This window comes from Undibacterium sp. Xuan67W (assembly GCF_049340165.1).
GTDB lineage: Bacteria > Pseudomonadota > Gammaproteobacteria > Burkholderiales > Burkholderiaceae_D > Undibacterium.
On sequence record NZ_JBMPPN010000008.1, the window covers coordinates 121,670 to 141,607 of the forward strand.

Annotated in this window: 19 protein-coding genes and 1 tRNA gene; 4 read left to right on the plus strand and 16 right to left on the minus strand. The window is 43.7% G+C overall.

What is annotated here, in order from left to right:
* Positions 1-109: 109 nt before the first annotated feature.
* The 4 genes from ACO0LE_RS09565 to ACO0LE_RS09580 all read right to left on the minus strand — a co-directional run bounded on the left by ACO0LE_RS09565 (position 110) and on the right by ACO0LE_RS09580 (position 3,222).
* Positions 110-595, minus strand: coding sequence for a CYTH domain-containing protein (locus ACO0LE_RS09565; RefSeq protein ID WP_422960156.1), 486 nt, complete (start codon positions 593-595; stop codon positions 110-112).
* Positions 596-620: 25 nt separating this feature from the next.
* A complete protein-coding gene (locus tag ACO0LE_RS09570; protein ID WP_422960157.1) occupies positions 621-1,751 on the minus strand; it encodes a M14 family metallopeptidase in 1,131 nt (376 codons plus the stop codon).
* A 263-nt stretch (positions 1,752-2,014) separates the two neighbouring features.
* A tRNA-Pro gene (locus tag ACO0LE_RS09575) sits at positions 2,015-2,091 on the minus strand.
* An 84-nt stretch (positions 2,092-2,175) separates the two neighbouring features.
* Positions 2,176-3,222 (minus strand): patatin-like phospholipase family protein, encoded by a 1,047-nt coding sequence (locus ACO0LE_RS09580; RefSeq protein ID WP_422960158.1) that lies wholly within the window; start codon positions 3,220-3,222, stop codon positions 2,176-2,178.
* A gap of 204 nt (positions 3,223-3,426) precedes the next feature.
* Between ACO0LE_RS09580 and ACO0LE_RS09585 the strand changes: the two genes are divergently transcribed.
* The gene (locus ACO0LE_RS09585; protein WP_422960202.1) at positions 3,427-3,693 is read left to right on the plus strand and encodes a hypothetical protein; all 267 of its coding nucleotides are present in this window, start codon (positions 3,427-3,429) and stop codon (positions 3,691-3,693) included.
* Positions 3,694-3,786: 93 nt separating this feature from the next.
* Here the strand turns inward: ACO0LE_RS09585 and tssA are convergent, their stop codons facing one another.
* The 12 genes from tssA to ACO0LE_RS09645 all read right to left on the minus strand — a co-directional run bounded on the left by tssA (position 3,787) and on the right by ACO0LE_RS09645 (position 16,665).
* A complete protein-coding gene (gene tssA, locus ACO0LE_RS09590) occupies positions 3,787-4,833 on the minus strand; it encodes a type VI secretion system protein TssA (RefSeq protein ID WP_422960159.1) in 1,047 nt (348 codons plus the stop codon).
* An 89-nt stretch (positions 4,834-4,922) separates the two neighbouring features.
* Positions 4,923-6,176, minus strand: a complete 1,254-nt coding sequence (locus tag ACO0LE_RS09595) for an SEL1-like repeat protein (protein WP_422960160.1) — start codon at positions 6,174-6,176, stop codon at positions 4,923-4,925.
* A gap of 63 nt (positions 6,177-6,239) precedes the next feature.
* A complete protein-coding gene (tssH, locus tag ACO0LE_RS09600) occupies positions 6,240-8,975 on the minus strand; it encodes a type VI secretion system ATPase TssH (protein ID WP_422960161.1) in 2,736 nt (911 codons plus the stop codon).
* Positions 8,976-9,007: 32 nt separating this feature from the next.
* Positions 9,008-10,087, minus strand: a complete 1,080-nt coding sequence (tssG, locus tag ACO0LE_RS09605; RefSeq protein ID WP_422960162.1) for a type VI secretion system baseplate subunit TssG — start codon at positions 10,085-10,087, stop codon at positions 9,008-9,010.
* Positions 10,051-11,895, minus strand: coding sequence for a type VI secretion system baseplate subunit TssF (gene tssF / locus ACO0LE_RS09610; RefSeq protein ID WP_422960163.1), 1,845 nt, complete (start codon positions 11,893-11,895; stop codon positions 10,051-10,053). Before tssF ends, tssG begins: the two co-directional genes overlap by 37 nt.
* Before the next feature lies 1 nt (position 11,896).
* Positions 11,897-12,391 (minus strand): type VI secretion system baseplate subunit TssE, encoded by a 495-nt coding sequence (tssE, locus tag ACO0LE_RS09615; RefSeq protein WP_422960164.1) that lies wholly within the window; start codon positions 12,389-12,391, stop codon positions 11,897-11,899.
* Positions 12,392-12,619: 228 nt separating this feature from the next.
* Positions 12,620-13,066, minus strand: a complete 447-nt coding sequence (locus ACO0LE_RS09620; protein ID WP_422960165.1) for an STY0301 family protein — start codon at positions 13,064-13,066, stop codon at positions 12,620-12,622.
* Positions 13,063-13,443, minus strand: a complete 381-nt coding sequence (locus ACO0LE_RS09625; RefSeq protein WP_422960166.1) for a BPSL0067 family protein — start codon at positions 13,441-13,443, stop codon at positions 13,063-13,065. The genes ACO0LE_RS09620 and ACO0LE_RS09625 overlap by 4 nt, the downstream gene beginning before the upstream one ends.
* Positions 13,444-13,590: 147 nt before the next feature.
* Positions 13,591-14,082, minus strand: a complete 492-nt coding sequence (locus tag ACO0LE_RS09630) for an Hcp family type VI secretion system effector (RefSeq protein ID WP_262835752.1) — start codon at positions 14,080-14,082, stop codon at positions 13,591-13,593.
* 35 nt (positions 14,083-14,117) lie between these two features.
* Positions 14,118-15,602 carry a type VI secretion system contractile sheath large subunit gene (gene tssC, locus ACO0LE_RS09635; protein WP_422960167.1) on the minus strand — a complete coding sequence of 495 codons (1,485 nt, stop codon included), beginning with the start codon at positions 15,600-15,602 and terminating at the stop codon, positions 14,118-14,120.
* Between the two features lies 1 nt (position 15,603).
* Entirely contained in the window at positions 15,604-16,113 is a 510-nt protein-coding gene (tssB, locus tag ACO0LE_RS09640; protein WP_422960168.1) for a type VI secretion system contractile sheath small subunit, read from the minus strand.
* Positions 16,114-16,185: 72 nt separating this feature from the next.
* Positions 16,186-16,665, minus strand: a complete 480-nt coding sequence (locus ACO0LE_RS09645) for a hypothetical protein (protein WP_422960169.1) — start codon at positions 16,663-16,665, stop codon at positions 16,186-16,188.
* A gap of 356 nt (positions 16,666-17,021) precedes the next feature.
* Here ACO0LE_RS09645 and tssJ point away from each other — a divergent pair, with 356 nt between their 5' ends.
* From tssJ to icmH, 3 genes are all read left to right on the plus strand, one after another.
* Positions 17,022-17,630 carry a type VI secretion system lipoprotein TssJ gene (tssJ, locus tag ACO0LE_RS09650; protein WP_422960170.1) on the plus strand — a complete coding sequence of 203 codons (609 nt, stop codon included), beginning with the start codon at positions 17,022-17,024 and terminating at the stop codon, positions 17,628-17,630.
* A gap of 143 nt (positions 17,631-17,773) precedes the next feature.
* A complete protein-coding gene (gene tssK, locus ACO0LE_RS09655) occupies positions 17,774-19,114 on the plus strand; it encodes a type VI secretion system baseplate subunit TssK (protein WP_422960171.1) in 1,341 nt (446 codons plus the stop codon).
* A gap of 14 nt (positions 19,115-19,128) precedes the next feature.
* On the plus strand, positions 19,129-19,905 hold the full coding sequence (gene icmH / locus ACO0LE_RS09660; protein ID WP_422960172.1) for a type IVB secretion system protein IcmH/DotU: 777 nt from the start codon (positions 19,129-19,131) through the stop codon (positions 19,903-19,905).
* Positions 19,906-19,938 lie beyond the last annotated feature (33 nt).

Sequence of the window (19,938 nt, forward strand, 5' to 3'; positions counted from 1 at the left end):
TTCAAAAGCGTCTAAAATTCTTTAATCGACATTTTATGAACCGCCTACTTCAGGCACCTAGGTAAACCGACTGAGCTGTTGAGTGAAAACCAATTTAGCCATGATTAGATTAAGATTTAGGCCACAGGCAAAACGGATACTTCAGAAGATTCGCATTAGCATAGCGATGGTCGTGACTGACCTCTGCGCCAAGCCATGCCGGACGCGCAAATTCCTGGGTCTCGAATTGCAGCTCAACTTCAGCGACAACCAATCCGGCATTATCGCCAAGGAACTCATCAACCTCCCAGATCAAACCATCGTAAGCGATACGGTAGCGGAATTTTTCGATCAAAGGTTGTGCGCACAATCCGACCAATAATTCTTTTGCGTCAGCGACGGGGATAGGATATTCCCATTCTCCGCGGGAAAAACCTTCTGTCTTGCCCTTGATCGTCATCACAGCATGTTCACCCTCGATGCGCACACGCACAATGCGCCCGGGGTCGGAGCAAATATAGCCCTGGCATAAATGAACGCCCTGCCCTTGCTGCTTCCAGTCCTGATCCACTACCAGAAACTTACGTTCTATCTCTATGCCCATGCTGTGCGTCACCAGTTTGCTTAGTACGTGTAGGTTATTAATTGATCTGGTTAAGTGAGGTCAAGATAGGCTGCAACATCGCCTCCCCCAGCTTCATGCTGCGCGCGCCATCCCAGCCGACTTCCATATCCGGCAAGTTAGCATTGTCTTTAAACGGCAATTCCAAAGTGAGTGACACACACTTGAAAGTATGGCCGATGTACTTGGATGCCAGCTTCAGGACATCTTCATTGTACTTGCTTGCTTCATAGCCAAACTTAGTTTGAAAATCCGGACTTGCCGCGACAAAACTATCCACAAACGCCTGTTGTTCGGTAGCCTGTTTTTCGCTGAAGCCATCAAGCATTTCACTACCGGCAACGAAGACATAAGGCAAAGCCTCGTCGCCATGAATATCCAGAAACAGATCGCAGCCAACTTCATGGATTTTATTCTTCACATGAAAAACTTCAGGGCTTGTCTCCAGCGATGGCGTCATCCATTCACGATTCAGGTTGGCACCCGCAGCATTAGTGCGCAAATTGCCGCGTACGGAACCATCAGGATTCATATTTGGCACAATATATAACACTGCCTGATCCAGAATACGGCGGGCGATTGGATTTGCCACATCAATCAATGCGTTCAGTGTACCTTCGACCAGCCATTCCGCCATCGTTTCACCAGGATGCTGGCGCGCAATGATCCAGACTTTTTTCCTGGCAGCAGGATCGCCGACAACCACCATATTCAGATCGCGACCATCGACTGTGCTACCGAGATCCTCAACCCGCACCAGCGGCGACTGCTCAACACTACCCAGCACAGCCAGATGACGTTCCCAGCTATACGGCTCGAAGTACGCGTAGTAGACACTATCAAATTCTGGCGAATGACTGATGGTCATTACCTTGCCGTCAAACTCAGTATCGACACGGAACCAATTCTCACGATCATAGCTCGCTAACGCCTGGTAGTTTTTCCAGCCGGCAGGATAAGTTGATTCGCCAGCGTTCAGAATATGCATCACCACATCCTGATCACGTGCGCCTTGTAAACGAAAATAAAACCATTGTGCAATATCAGCATGAGAATCTTTACGCAACTTCAATTCAATCGCATCTGCTTGCATCGCTTTAACAACCTCAATCGCACCTGCATCGAAATTTTGACTAATTTTGATAGACATATGTTGCTCAGTTCTTTCTGATCCAGAATTATTTTTCTGTGTCGGCTAGTTTGGAATAGCCGCGACCCGCAGGCGCAGCAATAAGAACGATATTGTCACAGGTTTTATACGATTGTGAAAATAATTTAGTCATTTTTACGCTTCAAAGATACTAAAAACCCGGAGAATCTGCAAAGTGTAGATTGAGACCTAGCCAGGGAACTTATTGGCCTGTCGGGCAATAAAAAAGGCTTACAGAAAATCTGTAAGCCTTTGATATTTATTGGTCGGGACGGCAAGATTCGAACTTGCGACCCCGTGCACCCCATGCACGTACGCTACCAGGCTGCGCTACGCCCCGACGCTGAGCGAAAGATTATAGTGCATGCTTTGTTTTTTTTCTATGAAAAATTAATCATGCTAATGACACCGTATTGCTATCCCATTATTTGAGGTATTTTTTAACTGCCTGAATGCCCCGCTGATAACCATATTCCCACTGGGCGGCGATTATCTGTTGATAATCTGCGTAACTTTTTGATGCGACCAGTTCTATTCGATTTTTGAGAATGTGTATCTTTTTCTCAATCTGAGTATGAGGAAGAGTCTTTTCCATGTCGGCAGTATCGACCCATGCTTCTGCATGTTGCTGCATAACGTTACTCAACCTCAAATTACCGTCGAACCCCATTACAGCACGTAGCGCGGGGAGTGAAAAGCTTGCGTCATAATAGCTCTTCACTTCCATGACGACGTTATCTGCAATGCGATGGGCAATTTCAATAGGAAAGAGGTCAATCACTCCGCCCATATAGTCGCTCCCCTGATAGTGGTGGCAAGGAAAATAAAACATATCAGAGACGGAAGCGCGTGCCGCTTCTGCGATGGGCATGGATGTCTCGGTTGCTATATGAGTAGCCACAGCGCTGCGGGGTAAATGCCTATCGCTAACAGGTGAGATCATCTCGTGCAACATCATTGCCGTGCGCTCATTACAAAATACTGTTTCGCGAAATAAAGGTTGTACACCTCTCGGCTTTCCGATATCACTTTCGGCATAAAGCAGCTTTCCTGCAATGATAGCGACTGCTGGCTTATCATCGTTTTCAACCGCATCAGGCAGAGGCAGGCCCGGTGGAATTTCAAACAGATAATCGTGATGCAAGTCGGGGATCTGTGCAGCACCTGAAGCAAACAAACGCCGATGCAAGGCGGCACCCAAGGCGCCTGAAACGGATGCTTTAGGGCCTGATCTCATCCTACACCAATACGCATACATCTCAGGAGAACTTACCCAGTCTTTGCGCTGCACATCATCCGGCAAGCCTTGAATAATTGCAGCCGCAATCGCTCCGCCACAACTCGCCAGCAAAACATCGGGCTTTTTCTCAGCGTCACTCAAGGCCGCATAGATACCGAGGTAATATGAAAATCGAAATCCACCTCCAGCCATGACCATACAACGTTGATACTTATGTTCCGGTGGCTGCATAGGAGGATCCAAAGATATAAATTAGGGAAAGAGTTTGAAGATAAAAATAGCAACGCGCCAATGTTATATCACATCAACCTAAACACAGGTTCCATATGGCAATGGCAAATGGAATAGCCTATTGTAAAGCTGAGGTCAAAACAAAAAACACCCGTCTGCACATACTGCGTAGAATGCGAACTTTAGATTGCAAGGATGACCAAAGTGAAGAAAACCGGACTCGCCAAAAGTGACGCGAAAAAATTAATGGGCAAGATGCAAGCAGCAGGTCCTGCCGCTTTCGGAAACAGTCCATTGACTACCATTGACAAACGAGAACAAAGAAAAATTGACCAGGCACTAGGCTTAGTGCCGTTTGCCGTCAAATTAAACAGTGAATTGGTGCGACAGTTACAAGAACGTGCTCAGGAACAAGGCATCAGTCTAAACGAAGTCGTCGCGACGGTAATAAGCCAAGGATTATCTGCTTAACTGTCAGATATGAGGTGAAGTCAAATTCCAGAAGAAATCTGCCAGAGTAGAGACGCCTGTGCAGATTTTCTGTTTATGAAGAGGCAACTCCTCTTATCTCTTTATACCAAGAAGTTCTTCGATATGTCCCAGCGAGCCTTCGTCTTTGACAACGGCTCGCAGCCATTCGTGTAAAGGTAAATCACCCCAGTCCGCTGCTTTTTCTGCCAGATAAATGACGGGGCTATGAGGCTCAGTTCTGCGAAAAAATTCCGCGACTAAGCGAAGCTGCGCGAGAGCCTGGGTTCTCGTTTGAATAGTACCGGCAAGGGGTGTTATTGCGGACATTTTTTGTTCATTATTGAGAATGGGGATCGTCATTTCTGGCTCTTCGACTGGATGACTTTCTGTTTGTGCGCCAACATCGCGAGCAAATGGCAAGATAAGCCGTATAACAGCCTCGAGTGCTTCTTTGGATGCCGTGAACCCGGGGCCATCGATGCCTAACCAGGCATCTACAGCCTGCTCTAACTCAATCAATGCGCTAATACAATAACGTGCGTCTGTCAGCAGATTTTGATAAAAAGCTCTGGAAGATTTTTTACGTGCTGACTCTACATCCGCCAATTTAAGATGTCCATGATGGCGACTGGCATCTTGTCTATCCTCATTTGTTGAGTTTGCACGGGCAAGCTCAAATTGAATCGTTGAATATCCAGAATCTTTACCTTCTGTGATCGGAATTTCACGTACTAACTGTACGGATCGTTTCAGCAACCAGTGTAAATTCCCAATACGTTGTCCATATCCATCTTCGTCTGGTAGTGGATATAAGCCTTCCCAAAATTTATCGCATAATCCCGCCAGCAATAAGTAAGCATCGCCTAAGCCGCGAAACTGGTTTACTTTTGCGCTTGCTTCGGCCAGCCAAACTGCAAGGCGTAAATCTTTACTTTTAGACTGAATTAAATCGGAACAGTTTTTTACCACGAACGGCCAATCGGCCTCCTTTAATTCAGCAACCCATTCTCCCTGATCAAGAGAAGGATCGTCAAACCGGCGAGCTTGGGCAATCGCATCGAGTTCGGTCGAAAAAGATAAATCCTCTCCGCAAGGGTCCGTTGGATTGATGGGTAAGAGAAGCTGATCAACAGCAAGCATAATTTTTCCTAAAACGGTCAATGGGGCCATATGCCGTGTGATTAGACATTATTTTGCCTTGGATCATACGTGCATCTAAATTGTTCGGGTTATTTGAATTTAATCTGCCATTCCCGTGCCATCGTCTGAGCATGTTCAATCTGTTTCGGCGTCATCATTGACTCAGCTACTTTACGATTTTTGATTGCATCTTTATCACCGCTGGACGCCGCCAGATTGAACCACATGTGTGCTTGCTCTATGTCCAATGTTACTCCCTGGCCGTTTGCATATACCCATCCCAGGTTATATTGAGCCTCGGCATGTCCTTGTTCTGCGGCCCTCACGTACCACGCCAAAGCCTCTTTATCATCCTTTACCGTACCTCTGCCATTGGCGTACATAGAGGCCAGATTGTACTGGGCCATAGCGACACCTTGCTCTGCTGACTTACGATACCAGGCGAGGGCTAATTTATAATCCTGGGAGACAATTTGACCTGACTCATACATGGCGCCAAGATTGTATTGTGCGTTAGCCTGACCATGATCTGCTGCTTGCTGAAACCATGCCATTGCGGACTTGTCGTCTTGCCTGACGCCACGTCCTAGCGCAAGCATGACGCCTAGGCGATACTGAGCGCCAGGATGCGCTTGCTGTGCAGCTTTTTGGTACCAACCGACTGCCGCAGTGTAGTCTTGCGCTACGCCATAACCGTTTTCGTACATTTGTCCTGTACTAAATTGTGCATCCGGATATCCTTGATCCGCGGCCTTGCGATACCAAAGAATTGCCAGCTTAGCGTCCTTCGTAACGCCTATACCTTTTTCATACATGTAGCCGAGCTGATATTGCGCATTGGGTTCGGCCTGCTCCGCAGATTTGCGCATCCACAGAATGGCAGTTTTTTCTTCTTTATTTACTGCCCTGCCATTTATATACATTAATGCCAGCTTATATTGTGCTTGCGCGTTACCATGCATAGACGCTTTGCGGTACCAGGTCATTGCCGTCTTGGGATCTTGTGATGCGACACGCCCATCGTCATACAGACTGCCTAAGCTCAATTGTGCTTTTGCATATTCCTGATCTGCTGCTGCCTTGTACCATGACATCGCCAGCTTGTAGTCTTGTGGTACACCCTGACCGTTTTCATACATAAGTCCGAGATAATATTGCGACTCGGCATCCCCCGCATTTGCCAGCTTTCTGAACTGAGTAAATGCAGTGGAAAATTGACTATTTTTATACTCATTTAAAGCTTCATTTATTCCACTAAATGCGGGTATTGCTTGCATACCTATTGCAAAATAAATGGAGACATAAAGTAAATTTTTTAATCTTTTCTTCATCAGGTCACTCATGGTTTGTCTCTGTATTTACCTGAACTCAAATGCCATAATTCAAACAAGAAAAAAGTTTATAGTTTATTTCATGGTGTATTTGAATTGTCCCTGTTTTGTCGCAGTGACTTTGATTTTGCTGATAGCCATGCCCTCTGCCATCTTCCCTAAAACAGATTCAGCTATCTCCGGCAACAGAGTTCCGTTCAAAATATTATCGACATTGCGAGCACCGGAATCAACCTCTGTGCAGCGAGATAATACGGCCTCTACAAGGGCATCATCATAGGTAAAGACAGCCTTATGATTGTTGGCGATACGCTTTTGAATATGACCGAGTTTCAACTCAATAATTTTAACAAGTACCTCATCTTGAATCGGATAATAAGGCACAACCTTTAACCGCCCGAGAAATGCGGGTTTAAATGCCTTCATCAATTGTGGACGAATTTGCTGCTCCAACTCTTCAGGTGAGGGCAAGTCATTCACCTGTTTATTCAGGCACGCTTGCATCATGAAGCTCGACGCCACATTAGAGGTCAGAATAATGATGGTATTTTTAAAGTCGACTTCACGACCCTCAGCGTCGTCCAGCACGCCTTTATCAAATACCTGAAAAAATAATTCCAGAACATCCGGATGAGCTTTTTCAACTTCGTCCAGCAGAACAACACTATACGGATTACGGCGTACAGCCTCGGTCAAAACACCGCCCTCACCATACCCGACGTAACCAGGAGGCGATCCTTTTAAACCAGAGACGCTATGCGCTTCTTGATATTCACTCATATTAATCGTGATGAGTTTGCGTTCACCACCATACAAAATATCCGCCAAGGCCAAAGCTGTTTCAGTTTTACCGATACCTGAAGGGCCGACAAATAAAAAGACACCTTTAGGTTTATTCGGATCATCCAGATTGGCGCGCGAGGTCCGGACCCGTTGCGCAACCGCCTCTATCGCGTGGGATTGACCAAGTACCCGCTCCTCAAGTAATGCTTTCAAATTGAGCACTGTCTTTATTTCGTCCTTAACCATTTTCCCCAAAGGGATACCGGTCCAGGCAGCAACAATCTCGGCAATAACATGTCCGTCGACCTGTACAGGCACCATCGGAGTCTCGCCTTGCAATATCTTCAGTTCATCAATTTGCTTCTGAATATTTTTAGTGAACTCATTAGCTTTCGCCGTTTTTTTAATAATGTTAGTAGTTAGGGTAATTGGAGGAGTTAATGAGGTATTTTGTAGTTCGTTATCAGTTGGCATTGACGATGTTTCTAAGCTGACGCGTGCCATCTTGATTTGCGCTGTCAGTATTTTTTCTTTTTCCCATTGGTTAGTATGTTGTGTAATTTCTGCATGAGCACTCTCACTTGTCTTGCGCAATTCGAGTAAACGCTCAGTATGGCTTGCACCGCTGCTCTGCTCTCTTTCGAGCATCGCTATTTCGGCATGTATCTGTTCCAGTTTTTTTGTAATAGACTCCAGCGCTACTGGAGTCGCATTTTGACCGAGCGCTACTTTTGCACAGGCAGTATCGAGAAGACTAATCGCCTTATCAGGTAATTGCCGGCCACTGATATAGCGATGCGATAAACGAACCGCTTCAGTGATCGCTTCATCGTAGATACGTACGTTAAAATGTTTTTCCATCAGTGGCGCCATGCCACGCAACATGGCGCATGCAACTGTCTCTGTTGGCTCTTCAACTTTAATCACTTGAAAACGACGTGCCAGTGCAGCATCTTTTTCAAAATATTTTTTATACTCACTCCAGGTTGTCGCCGCGATCGTTCGCAGCTCGCCTCTTGCCAATGCAGGCTTTAGCAAGTTGGCGGCATCATTTTGTCCAGCCTGACCACCGGCACCGATCATGGTGTGAGCTTCGTCAATAAACAAAATAATCGCGTGTGAGCTTTTTTTGACTTCATCAATAACATTTTTTAAGCGATTTTCAAACTCTCCTTTTACGCTCGCACCGGCTTGCAACAGCCCCATGTCTAAAGTATGAATCTCAACGCCCTTTAAAATATCAGGAACGTCATTCAATGCAACACGCAAAGCCAATCCTTCAACTACAGCAGTTTTTCCGACACCTGCTTCTCCCGTAAGAATTGGGTTGTTTTGACGGCGACGCATCAGGATATCAATTGCCTGACGAATTTCTTTATCACGTCCAATCACCGGATCTACCTTACCGTCACGTGCGCGTTGCGTCAGATTCGTTGTGAACTGATCTAAGGCAGGCGTTTTGGTTTGAACTACCTTATCAGCCATGTCGCTTACAGGGTCAGAACCATCCGATTCGGCATCCTGTCCGTTACCATTTACTTGCGACTCTTGCGAACCTTCAGTGATTTTTTGGAGGTGATGCTTTAGGTCGTCTAGTTTGAACTTAGCGAATAATTTGGAGCCACGATAAGCAAGCTGTGACAAATCAGGTTCGGTAAGTAGGGCCAGCAACAAATGACTACTTCTGATCTGACTTCCTTGATCAACACGATTGTCTAGGGAGGCGATGAGCCACGCATGTTCAAACAGTTTAGGCAAATGCGGAGAGAACACTGGCGTGCGGGCATTACCGGTTTTAAAGCGACTGATTTCGCTACGCAGATCCGCATCCAGGCTTGCCGTACTGATACCTGACTTGCGAGCAATAATTACAAAGTCGCTACTTACTTGCTCCAACAATGCTAGAAATAAATGTTCGATATCTACTTCATAGTGTCCCAAGCCTACACAGATACTAGCTGCGCGGGTCGCAGCAATCCGTGACGTCTCGTTAAGTTTGCTAATCAGTGTTTTAAGATTGACGCTCATTCCTGCTTCTTCCTTGATCTGATAATTTTTTATTAAAACGCATGAATATCGTAGCGAACGTCGCAACGATGACTCATTTCCGCTCCCGACAACAAAAAGGTATCCCAGCCTAAGCGACCACCATTGCGATGAGACTCCAAATTGATTCCGCAAACCTCTTTAGCGTCGAGTACTAATTGGATTTCATATTCGAGACAGCTACTGGTGAACATGGTCAGCATTTTCCCCAGAGACTTTGCACATTTTCCACCGGGTAAAAATGCATCGAAGTCTTTTTTTCTTAGTGGCCCAAGTGTCAAACGTAAACGTAAATCCCTTTGCCATACTCGAGCACCAACTAAAGCAACAGAGCCCAATATCGCATTGTTTGTACCTAACATTGTTTGCTGATCTTGCGGCACGTCATACCATTGACCAATAAACTGATCCACCTGAATAGGTATACCAAAGTATTCACTGATGACACCGCGAATATAGGATGCTGATGCCGGACGATGCTGCATCGCTGATGAAAAATATCCGATAGATTCATCACATATTCCATCGGCATCATCCAGACGCCCTTTTAAGGTGGGATATCCAGTTCCTGCTAAGGACAAGAGTAATGGTAAAAAACGATCTTTTCCATCGACTTCAAATTTAAATTCCAGACGATATTTTCGCCATGCTTCATAAAAAAGAGTTAAAGCTCGATTTGAAAACGTGTCAAGAAAGGCACGCGGGCTATCATCTTTTTCATACAAGATATGGCTGGCAATCTGTTCAGTGTAATGGTTTGGCAAAGAACCGTTACCGCCTAAAAATCCCATGAAGGCTGGTGTCAGACTGATGTGATCAAGCTCATCCTTTTGTAATGCTTCTAGTAATCCAAGATCCGTTACTTCCAGCGTTTTAGGGTACAACGAGAGACTTTCAATTTCACTAGCGGGAAAATTGAGAGAAATTGAATTTTTAAAACGTACATAGTCTGCGACGGCACCATCATTTGACACGCCGTTTTTTTTCAACCACAACTCAATTAATCTTACCGCTTGAAAAAACTGAAACCGATAAGGTTCATCAAGTAATCGTTGAATTACACTAGGCTCAAATCGCCGCTTCGCGGTAAGCATCGCAACAATTCCTCCCCACTTCTTTTTGAGACGATCACCAGTTGTGTAAAGCTATTTGCGTGTACATAGAGTCCCAAGAATCGATCAATGACATCCGCAAAAACATGAATTCCACTACCGACAAAACCTTCTTCATCGATCATCATTCGAACCTCAATACCACGCACTAAACAGGCAAAAGGATTACCCGGCAACCAAGCCTTGGCTGCTTTATGTTCAATGCTGACAATGCCGCGAATCTGCCGTTGAGAAATTGCAGAGCGAGGTAAATCGTACAAGGTTAACATTTCTTGAAATGCTTCCAGACCGCCGTTACTCAAAGACAAGTGGTTCAGGGATAAATGGGAGATAAGGCGCCAATGCGCCCCTCTTCCTCGTTCAAAAGAATAGGATTCGGATGGCTTACGTAAAAAATTAATTGACTGTACGGGCAAGCCACCTTCTAAAAATAAATCCCCCCCTGGTAGACCGTAAGTAAGCGATGCAGGCAAATCGCGATTCGTGCACGTGAGTTCTATACTTAGTGTGTCGGTTTCTATCGCGGCAGGATCAAAGTCGATATCAACGATGGATATTTCAGTTTCATAACCAGGGCTTTTTAATGCGACCATTTCATCTCTTCGCATTACCCAGTAATGGCCTTTTTTCGCTACTCGCTCGCCATGTCGTAAAGAGTAAAAAGGGCGAAATTCCGTCACGGACTCACCTTGAGGTGTTTGCCGTACCAATTTCACCGAATCAATTGAATGTACTTCATAGGCGTAGGCACGCCGAGAATCTGCAATGACTGGATACCGCTCAGTTGTTTGAGTCAGACGGATAGGTTCACCATGCTGACTAAACAAATTAATCACAGGCGTACATCCAAGCACCACATGATTAGTTGATAGCGTGCTCAACATGCGCGAAATATTGGAGTCGCTTCTCAATCCGGTAAGCGCCAGATGCAAAGTAAATTCCTTACAATTTTCAGGTAAAGAGCCCTTCAAAAAAGATAAATCAATATCAAAAAAATTGAATTTTTCCGGACATGAAAAGTATTCCGTCAATAAACGATATGCAGGATGAGAGCGCGATGAAAACGGAATCAAGGATTCGTCCTCGGTAAATCCGACGGCCTTAATTGGTAATGATTGCAAGCTGATCCAGGAAAGCTGTCCAGGAATTTCAATATAGGCTTTCACACCTCGCATAAATAGTGTATCTCTGAGCGCGGCACAAAATGAAGGTTCTCCATCAATAAAGGCGCGTAAGAAAGGAACTGCTATTTTTTTCAAACAAATTTGTTGCGACAAGGCGTTGACAGTAATACTAATTTTGGAAGTGGCCAACGGAGGAAGAACAACTGAATCCGGTGCTTTCAAGATCGGATCAAATGCAACTCTTGACAAAGATATTGGCGCAACATGGACGTCGTAAGCCGTTCTAAATTTGCAGGCAACCCCCTTAACCTGACCTGTTGTGAGCTGAGTTCCGCGAGCGATCACCGATGGCACTGTCATCTGCCTTACGGCATCACTGCACTCTATGCGCGCAATAGAGCATGAGGGAAACGGTCGTAAATAATGCGGGTACAGGACTTCAAATAATGCTTCCGTAAACTCGGGATAATCATCATCTAGTCGTTTTGAAATACGTGAATTCAGCAGTGCAAATGACTGAATCATTCGTTCAATATGCGGGTCCTCGCAAACCTCGCCAGACATCAGCAAACCGCCGGCAATCTTCGGATAACGCTCAGAAAATTCGCGTGAATAACGCCTTAAGAATCCAAGCTCACGCTCATAATAGGGAAGTAATTCGTCCAATTTAATCGCCTGTACGAGCCATGCGGCGCGTTTTACTAATTGAATAATGCAAAGTGGATGGTTGAAGTACCGCGTCAAAATTAACGGGCTCTCGCGCTAAGTCCACGACCAATAACGCCGATATCGCGAAGTTAAGTCGATTAATTGATCCCTCGCGAACCTCAAGCGATGCACGCACATTTCTTAGACGAGGTTCATGGCGAGAAATAGCTTTTTCCAGGCATCGGCAAATATAAGTACGATCATCTGTACTTGCCAGACTAAGTCCTGCAAAGTCATTCAACCCGTAAGTGAGGATGGAGTTATGACACTCAGGGTAGAGTTTTAATAAAGCTTCAGGCCAAACAGTACGAGTATTTAATAAGGCCTCTAAATCTCTGGCAACAGTATCTTTCAGTTCTTCTATAGATAAGCGCACAACAACGCCTAGATTCTTATTTTCAGATGCGCCTATTCCCATCAAGCGATCAAACAGACTCGGTGCAAAGCCATTCATTTTATTCCATTCAGTTGTTGATTTTTTCCAAACCAAGACAACAACAAACCTGCAAATTATCAGACAGAATCAAAGAACATCAGATGAAATAAGTCATCCATAAAACCTAAGAAAATCCTGTTAAAAAATCTTTAAAACGGGATCTTTTGTTCACGAAGAAGCGATTGGTTTAAAGAGATTTCTTCAACTTCGCAACCGTCATGTCAATTTAGTAGTGCAGCCAGCAACTCAATGGCAATTAACCTCTTTTACGACTGGCAAAGTAAATCTTCCGTCATAGGTCACAGAACAGGTTTGAATATTTTTGGGTAGTTCTCTCGCCACAGTTGCTTTTGTCTCGCTATATAAACAAGAAATCCAATAAGCTTTATCTGACGGAGAAAAATTCCAAGTCGCACTATTTTCCTTATTTTTTGTAAATTCTTTTGAGGGAAGTAATATGAAACTTTGTGCTGGATTATCGTTCGAAAACATTACATTCACAAATCGATGCATCTTATTTGTTCCATATGCATTCCACCCCTCAGGCTGTTCACTTATTGTTTGCTCAACATGCAGTTCACCAGGACAAACAGGTACGACATTGGCTGCAAATGAAAGCGGAGACAGTGCAGCAAAAACAAAAAAAAATATGGATTTAATTTCAGGCAAAAACATCATTGTTCTATGGCTCATTTGATGATGGAAAACGCATCGCCATTGTTGCTTGGATCGACATAATTACCATCCTTATCTTTCCCTTTGAACGCTAGTCGTCTCTTTTGTATAGTGCCGCTCTTTGTCCATTGATCAACGACCCATATTCCTAATACGTCCTGAGAGATATACAATGCGGCATGATTGCCACTACCATGATTAGGATATTTCCCATCAACAAAAGTAGCGATTGCTGTACCTTTTTTCAGTGAAAGATTTTTTCTGACGACATCCCCTTCTCTCCATAAGGAGGCCGCAGGAGCCTTTGCGAATTCTTTGACCAAAGCCACACATTGCTTACTTCCCACCTGGGGCTGACCTTCCAGTGTTTCAGCTTCTTCAAAAATATATGGCATTCATTTTTCCATTCAACAACGGACTGTTAAACAAGGATTCTGCAAAAACTGAGCAATTTCAGCACACATAAAACAAGTGTATAAGTCGATGCATTCTGCTGATCAGGACAACAAAACACATCGAAATTACTTCACTATTACAAATACTTATGCTGTTTTGTTTGCGGAAAGATCCCACCCACCAGATGTGTTACCACCAGATCCACCGCCAATTTTTTGTTGTGTGTATTTCCATTTAACCTTGGAATATTTCAACCCAACTAATTCAGTCAAGATATCGCCCTCGGTTACCATTGGGGATACGCTACCAATCAAGACATTTTCAATTTCAACTTCAAAATACTTGATACGCTGACCTTGTCCATCTGCACGCATGAACTCCAGCTTTGCTTTCGCAATAGTTTTTCCTGATGAGCAGTTCTGCAACAATAATGGACTTGCCAAATCTGCGATCTTTGAGATTACGATATCTTTATGTTCGCAACGCTCTGCAGTATGTCCACCGCCTGTAGAAGCAGTCGCGGACTTCGGCTGTAACACTTCCCATTGAACAGATTTGCACTCTATCCAATCTTTATGTGTATCGTCAGTAGATTCACCCTTGATACCATCAATTTGCAAGTAGACGTCGATTGCCATTGTTCACCTTCCTGTGTAAAAAATTCAATATAAAATTAAGATTTGGTCGACTGCGGTAACTCCGCGACCAAACGGAGTGAAACGGACAACTCATCGAGTTGGAAATGTGGACGCAAGAACGAAACAGCACGGTAAACACCAGGACGTCCAGGTATTTCTGATACTTGGACAGATGCCTCACGTAGTGGGAATTGTGCTTTTTGTTCCTGACTCGCGTTATCATCAAGCAACACATATTGCGTCAACCAGCGATTAAGAAAATCTTCAACATTAGAGGCCGCGGCAAAACTACCAATCTTGTCGCGCATCATGGCCTTCATGTAATGTGCGATACGAGACACTGCGAAAATATATTGCAGTTGAGCCGATAAAACAGCATTGGCATTAGCGGAATCGGTATTATATTTTTTTGCTTTTTGAGCAGACTGGGCACCAAAGAAGGCGGCGTAATCTGTATTTTTGCAATGTACGAGAGAAATAAATCCCAGGTCGCTTAACTCTTTTTCTCTACGATCAGTAATAGCAATTTCGGTTGGACATTTCAGTGCAACTTCGCCTTCATCGGTTTTAAATGTATGAGTAGGCAAACCCTCAACTAAGCCGCCGCCCTCAACACCACGAATTGCCGCACACCAGCCAAAATCTTCAAATGCTTTCGTCAATTTAGTACCGAATGCATAGGCTGCGTTACACCACAGATATTTATGGTGATCAGTACCATCAACATCTTCAACGAAGTTGAATCCCTCAACAGTAGCACCATCAACTGGATTAAAAGGCAGGCGACCGAGGAAACGCGGCAATGTGAGACCCACATAGCGAGAGTCTTCCGATTCCCTAAAAGACTTCCATTTGGCATACTCGACTGTATCAAATACTTTTGACAAATCACGAGGCTTACCAAGATCACTATATGTTTCCAAACCAAATAATTCAGGTGATGCAGAAGAAATAAAGGGGGCGTGGGCAGCTGCTGCGATATGCGACATTTGTTCAACAAAATACATATCTTCCGGCTGACGTGTAATTTCAAAATCGCCTAGCAATGCACCAAATGGCGCGCCACCAAATGTACCGAATTCTTCTTCATAGATTTTTTTGAACATAGCACTTTGGTCAAATTCCAAAGCACTCTGAAAATCTTTGACCAGATCGCGTTTTGTGGCGTTAAGCAATTTTATTTTTAAACTTGTACCTGTCGCCGTGTTCTTGACTAAATAATTTAGCCCTGTCCAGCTACCTTCTAACTTTTGAAATTCTGGTGCATGCATAACTGCACTTAACTGACGTGAAATCAATCTATCCAATTCAGCTACGCGGGCATCAATGGTTGCAGACAAATTATCTGAAACAACTACCGTGCCTTGCATTACCTGATTAACCAGTTCAGAAATAATATCCTTTGCACGTGAATGCTCTACACTGGATTTTGCCACTTTACTTTGCTCAACGATCTGATCAAGCAATGCAACCTCAGTAGTTCCGGAATTAGCGGATATCGTATTAAGTTGTGCTGACATGTTAGCTCTCCTGCTTCGTCGTTTGTTTGCTCAAGCTAACCAGCTTCTCCGTGTTGTTGAGGACATCATTTAAAATATCTTCAAGCTTGTCATTCCCAGCTAATTTATTACGCAAATCGGCAAGTTTTGTACGAGCTTCCAGCAATTTTTTTAATGGTTCAACTTGCTGAACGATAGATTCAGGTCGAAAATCGTCGATAGATTTAAATTTCAGATCGACGGCAAACTGACCACCTTCATCGCTAAGTTCATTTGCGACACGAAATGCTGCTCTTGGCTCGATACCCTTCATCACCTCATCAAAATTATCGCGATCAAGCGAAACAAATTTCCGGTCTTTTAAACGTTTCTGCTCAATTTCTGAGTTGCCGCCAAAATCACCCACAACGCCAAGAACGAAAGGCAACTCTTTATTTTCAATAGCATCACCGATTTCTACGTCATAAGTCATCTGCACTCTAGGTGGACGAACTTTTTGCAATCGTTTTTGAACACTTTCGCTTTTTGCCATGACAACTCCAAATAAGACTAAAAAATTAGGTCTAGAAAAACTAAACCATCGACAACGAAATAACGTTGAAATTTATTTCAAAATACCAAATGGATTCGAGCTGCCCTGCTCTTTTTCACCCACCTTATTACTACCTGCAGGAGCAGGCTTGGTCGCTAACGGACGGGGAGCCGAGCTAGATGCCGACTTATTTTTTGCGGGAACCAACAAATTTTCACCAAGACTTTCACGGAGCAACTTAGCCAAATCTTGCGCCTCAGTCCGCAAACTTCCGGTTAAATTATTTTGCTGACTCAAATCTGTTAATGCCTTAGTTGATAATCGCAATCCACTTACGGCGATAATGCTATTTGCCAATTTATCAGCGGGATCACGCTGCAAAACTTCTTGCGCATTCATGATTGCCTCACCGTAATTTGCAGCATCAAATTTCATTTGTGCAATTTGAGCCCAAGGTGCTTTATCCGCCGGAAAGGCATTAGCCGCATTCTTCAAAATTGCCAGCGCCTTATCTTGCTGTCCGGCCGCCGATGCCAGCTCGGCGTCTGACATCAATGCTTCCATTTTAATAACTGGGGGCGGCGTGCCAGTTTTCACCGGATCCGTTACGCAAGCGCTCAAAGAAACCACAAGGAGCATGCAGGGGAAAATTCGAAAATTAATTACCATGGAAAAAGCAATCCTAAAAACAATACAACCTTATTAACTTAATTATCATTAAAGCAATTCACTTAATTATCATAACGACAAAATAATGAAACTACAATAATATTTTGGTTTCAAATTGATACCAATTCATCAAAATTGTAATAATTTTAAACAAATGCAAAAAAACAATTTTTTCATGCTATTTCACTACTTAATTAAATATTAATGATTTAAAACTCAACCTCATTCCCTTCCAAAAAATGAACGATCTCATATTTGTAAAGGCACTTTGTGTTGCCGTATCAGTAAGCCTTGCAGGTTGCGCGGCAGTATCCACCGTTAGTTCAGTGGCAAATATCGCACTTGAAGCAAGTGGCCTAAAAAAACCTGAGCTACCAGAAGTACCAGACGCACAACAGGCACCAAGGAATATTTCCATTCGCTTGCATGCATCAGAAAATTTGAATGTAGACCCAAATGGTCGACCTTTAGCCTTAGTCAGTCGCGTTTACAAATTGAGACAAGGTGCTGCATTTCAGCAGATACCGTTCGAGGTGTTTCTAAGTCCACAAAAAGAAAAAGAATTGTTAGGAAATGATCTGCTCGAGGTGAAGGAAGTAACACTTGTTCCAGGCCAACGCTATGAAGTCATTGAAAAGGTGACTAAAGAAGCCTACTTCATTGGAGTCGTTGCACTATTTCGCTCCCCGGCGCAACAACGTTGGAGAGCGACATTTGCTACAAAAGATGCGGAAACATCAGGTATTACTATTGGACTTCATGCCTGTGCTCTGACCGTGGGAATCGGTTCCGCGGTTTTGGATAAAGAAAATCCGGGTAAATTATTAGCACCCGTTCGCTGCCTATAAAGTTGCAAAAGTACCTACATCAATAATTTATTAATATGTCAAAATACCAATTAATTTGAGTTCTTTTGAAATTAGTAACTGTTACTAATTTTGAGCTCAGCAAAAACAATTGCATCAAAACCACCAATTACTGATCACATCACATGACTTCTAAAATTTTATGGGGCGAAGGTTTATTTTTACGCCCACAGCATTTTCAACAACAAGATCTGTATCACGAAAAGCGTTTATATGAAGTCACGAATGCCTTGCATCCTTATGCTTGGGGTATTACGGCAGCTCAATGGGACAAGGATGCACTAGTAAATAACACCCTGCGAGCGACAGAATTATCCTTGATATTTCAAGACGGAGAAATTGTCCGGGCTCCTTTAACTGACGAACTTCCACACGATATTGATCTCAGCGATATTCCTATGTCGCAACAATCCATTATTTATTACGCTGCCATTCCTGCCATGAAGGGATTTGGTGGAAATTTTTCAACATCAGGGCAAATCAGTAACAGCACACGTTACAAACAATCGAACCAGGAAATACCAGATTTATTTACACACGCAGCAAATGCGGAACTGTCCTTTTTGAAAAAAACCTTACGCTTTGTTTCCGAACTGGAAGCGAGGGACTCTTATGTCAGTTTCCCGGTAGTACAACTGCGCAGAGTGTCTACTGGAGGTTTTGAAATTGATCCAAACTTCGTCGCCCCCAGCTTATCGATCCGTAGCTCGCCAATTTTGTATTCACAACTTCGTCGGCTAATGGATGCATTACAAGCAAAAGTCAATGCGCTGTATGGCCATCACCGGGAACCGAATAAAAATATTATAGAGTTCAGATCAGGAGACATTTCCTCTTTTTGGCTGTTGCATACAGCAAGCTCAGCCTTTGCACAGTTGACACATTATTTCAATCATCCAGCCTTCCACCCTGAACGCCTATATGAACAATTACTAAGCTTGGCAGGCGCGTTAATGACGTATTCAAAGAATTATTCTTTGTCTGATTTACCGCCATACAATCATGTCCAACCTGGACCTGCTTTTAGTAAGTTAGACAAAATCATACGGGAGCTTTTAGATACCGTCATTTCAACAAAATACTTTTCTATTGCACTATCCGAGGTTAAGCCGTCATATCATCTTGGCTCATTAGACTCAGGAAAAATCGATGAGAAAACACAGTTCTATCTTACAGTTGCAGCCGATATGCCGGCTATAGAGCTAGTCGACATTGTGCCCTTGCGATTTAAACTTGGCGCACCAGAAGATGTAGAAAAATTTGTCCTATCCGCGATGCCTGGAGTAAAGCTACTTCATTCGCCACAAGTTCCGGCTGCAGTTCCTGTAAGACCAGATACCTACTATTTTTCTATTGAGAATAAAGGTCCAATGTACGAGCGTATGTTGCAAGCACAATCCATTTCAATTTATGTCCCATCCGGCATTCGCGATCTGAAAATCGAGCTGATTGCTATAACGTCTTAATTATCCAGATGAATATGAACACAGCACCCTCACTACTAAGTAACAACTCAGCGCGTTATGAAGGCTTCGTCAATGATCCGTCGTCATCCGCACATTCATTATTAGATTTAATGTACGACGGTTTCTACGCATTATTCATGCTAAAAAATCGCTGTGCACCTCAAGATGATGAGAGCTTCTTAACAAAGATGACTCAGTTTTTGAGTGATTTTGACCGTAACGCAAAGAAGATGGGCGCGTCAGCTGACGATATACACTCAGCAAAATATGCATTTTGTGCTGCAGTTGATGAAATTATTTTACGTTCTCAGTTTGACATCCGCAGCGCCTGGGAGAGACGACCGCTTCAGTTAGCGATGTTTGGAGATCAGTTGGCTGGAGAAAATTTCTTCCACCGGCTAGAAGAGTTAAGAGCGAAAGGCAGTCCTCACATTCAAGCCCTAGAAGTATTTCATATGTGTTTATTACTAGGATTTGAAGGTAAATATATCATCGAGGGAACCGAAAAACTTAACTATTTAACGGCGCGATTAGGGGATGAGATTGCTCATATGAAGGGAAAAAGTAGTGGATTCTCTCCACATGCAGAACGCCCGGATCAAATAGTAAATAAGTTGCGCAACGAAATGCCTTTATGGGTCATTGCCTCTGTATTTGCACTCATCAGCATCTCAGCCTACATTGGGCTCCATTGGGGATTAACGAAATCGACTGAAAATAATATCAACGCATACAACGACGTCGTTAAAATGACGCCACATGCAGCTAATCTGACAATTACGCTGCCGTAAAATATATCTTAAAAAAAAGCAGCGCCCTTATTT

Bases quoted from the DNA above. Each gene is read 5' to 3' on its own strand.
- tssG (WP_422960162.1), bottom strand. From the start codon at position 10,087: ATGCTTACCGCGAAGCGGCGATTTGAGCCTAGTGTAATTCAACGATTA.
- ACO0LE_RS09645 (WP_422960169.1), bottom strand. From the start codon at position 16,665: ATGTCAGACGCCGAGCTGGCATCGGCGGCCGGACAGCAAGATAAGGCG.
- tssH (WP_422960161.1), bottom strand. From the start codon at position 8,975: ATGAGCGTCAATCTTAAAACACTGATTAGCAAACTTAACGAGACGTCA.
- ACO0LE_RS09570 (WP_422960157.1), bottom strand. From the start codon at position 1,751: ATGTCTATCAAAATTAGTCAAAATTTCGATGCAGGTGCGATTGAGGTT.
- tssC (WP_422960167.1), bottom strand. From the start codon at position 15,602: ATGTCAGCACAACTTAATACGATATCCGCTAATTCCGGAACTACTGAG.
- tssK (WP_422960171.1), top strand. From the start codon at position 17,774: ATGACTTCTAAAATTTTATGGGGCGAAGGTTTATTTTTACGCCCACAG.
- icmH (WP_422960172.1), top strand. From the start codon at position 19,129: ATGAACACAGCACCCTCACTACTAAGTAACAACTCAGCGCGTTATGAA.
- tssE (WP_422960164.1), bottom strand. From the start codon at position 12,391: ATGAATGGCTTTGCACCGAGTCTGTTTGATCGCTTGATGGGAATAGGC.
- ACO0LE_RS09625 (WP_422960166.1), bottom strand. From the start codon at position 13,443: ATGCCATATATTTTTGAAGAAGCTGAAACACTGGAAGGTCAGCCCCAG.
- tssB (WP_422960168.1), bottom strand. From the start codon at position 16,113: ATGGCAAAAAGCGAAAGTGTTCAAAAACGATTGCAAAAAGTTCGTCCA.
- ACO0LE_RS09630 (WP_262835752.1), bottom strand. From the start codon at position 14,082: ATGGCAATCGACGTCTACTTGCAAATTGATGGTATCAAGGGTGAATCT.
- tssJ (WP_422960170.1), top strand. From the start codon at position 17,022: ATGAACGATCTCATATTTGTAAAGGCACTTTGTGTTGCCGTATCAGTA.
- tssA (WP_422960159.1), bottom strand. From the start codon at position 4,833: ATGCTTGCTGTTGATCAGCTTCTCTTACCCATCAATCCAACGGACCCT.
- ACO0LE_RS09595 (WP_422960160.1), bottom strand. From the start codon at position 6,176: ATGAGTGACCTGATGAAGAAAAGATTAAAAAATTTACTTTATGTCTCC.
- ACO0LE_RS09620 (WP_422960165.1), bottom strand. From the start codon at position 13,066: ATGAGCCATAGAACAATGATGTTTTTGCCTGAAATTAAATCCATATTT.
- ACO0LE_RS09580 (WP_422960158.1), bottom strand. From the start codon at position 3,222: ATGCAGCCACCGGAACATAAGTATCAACGTTGTATGGTCATGGCTGGA.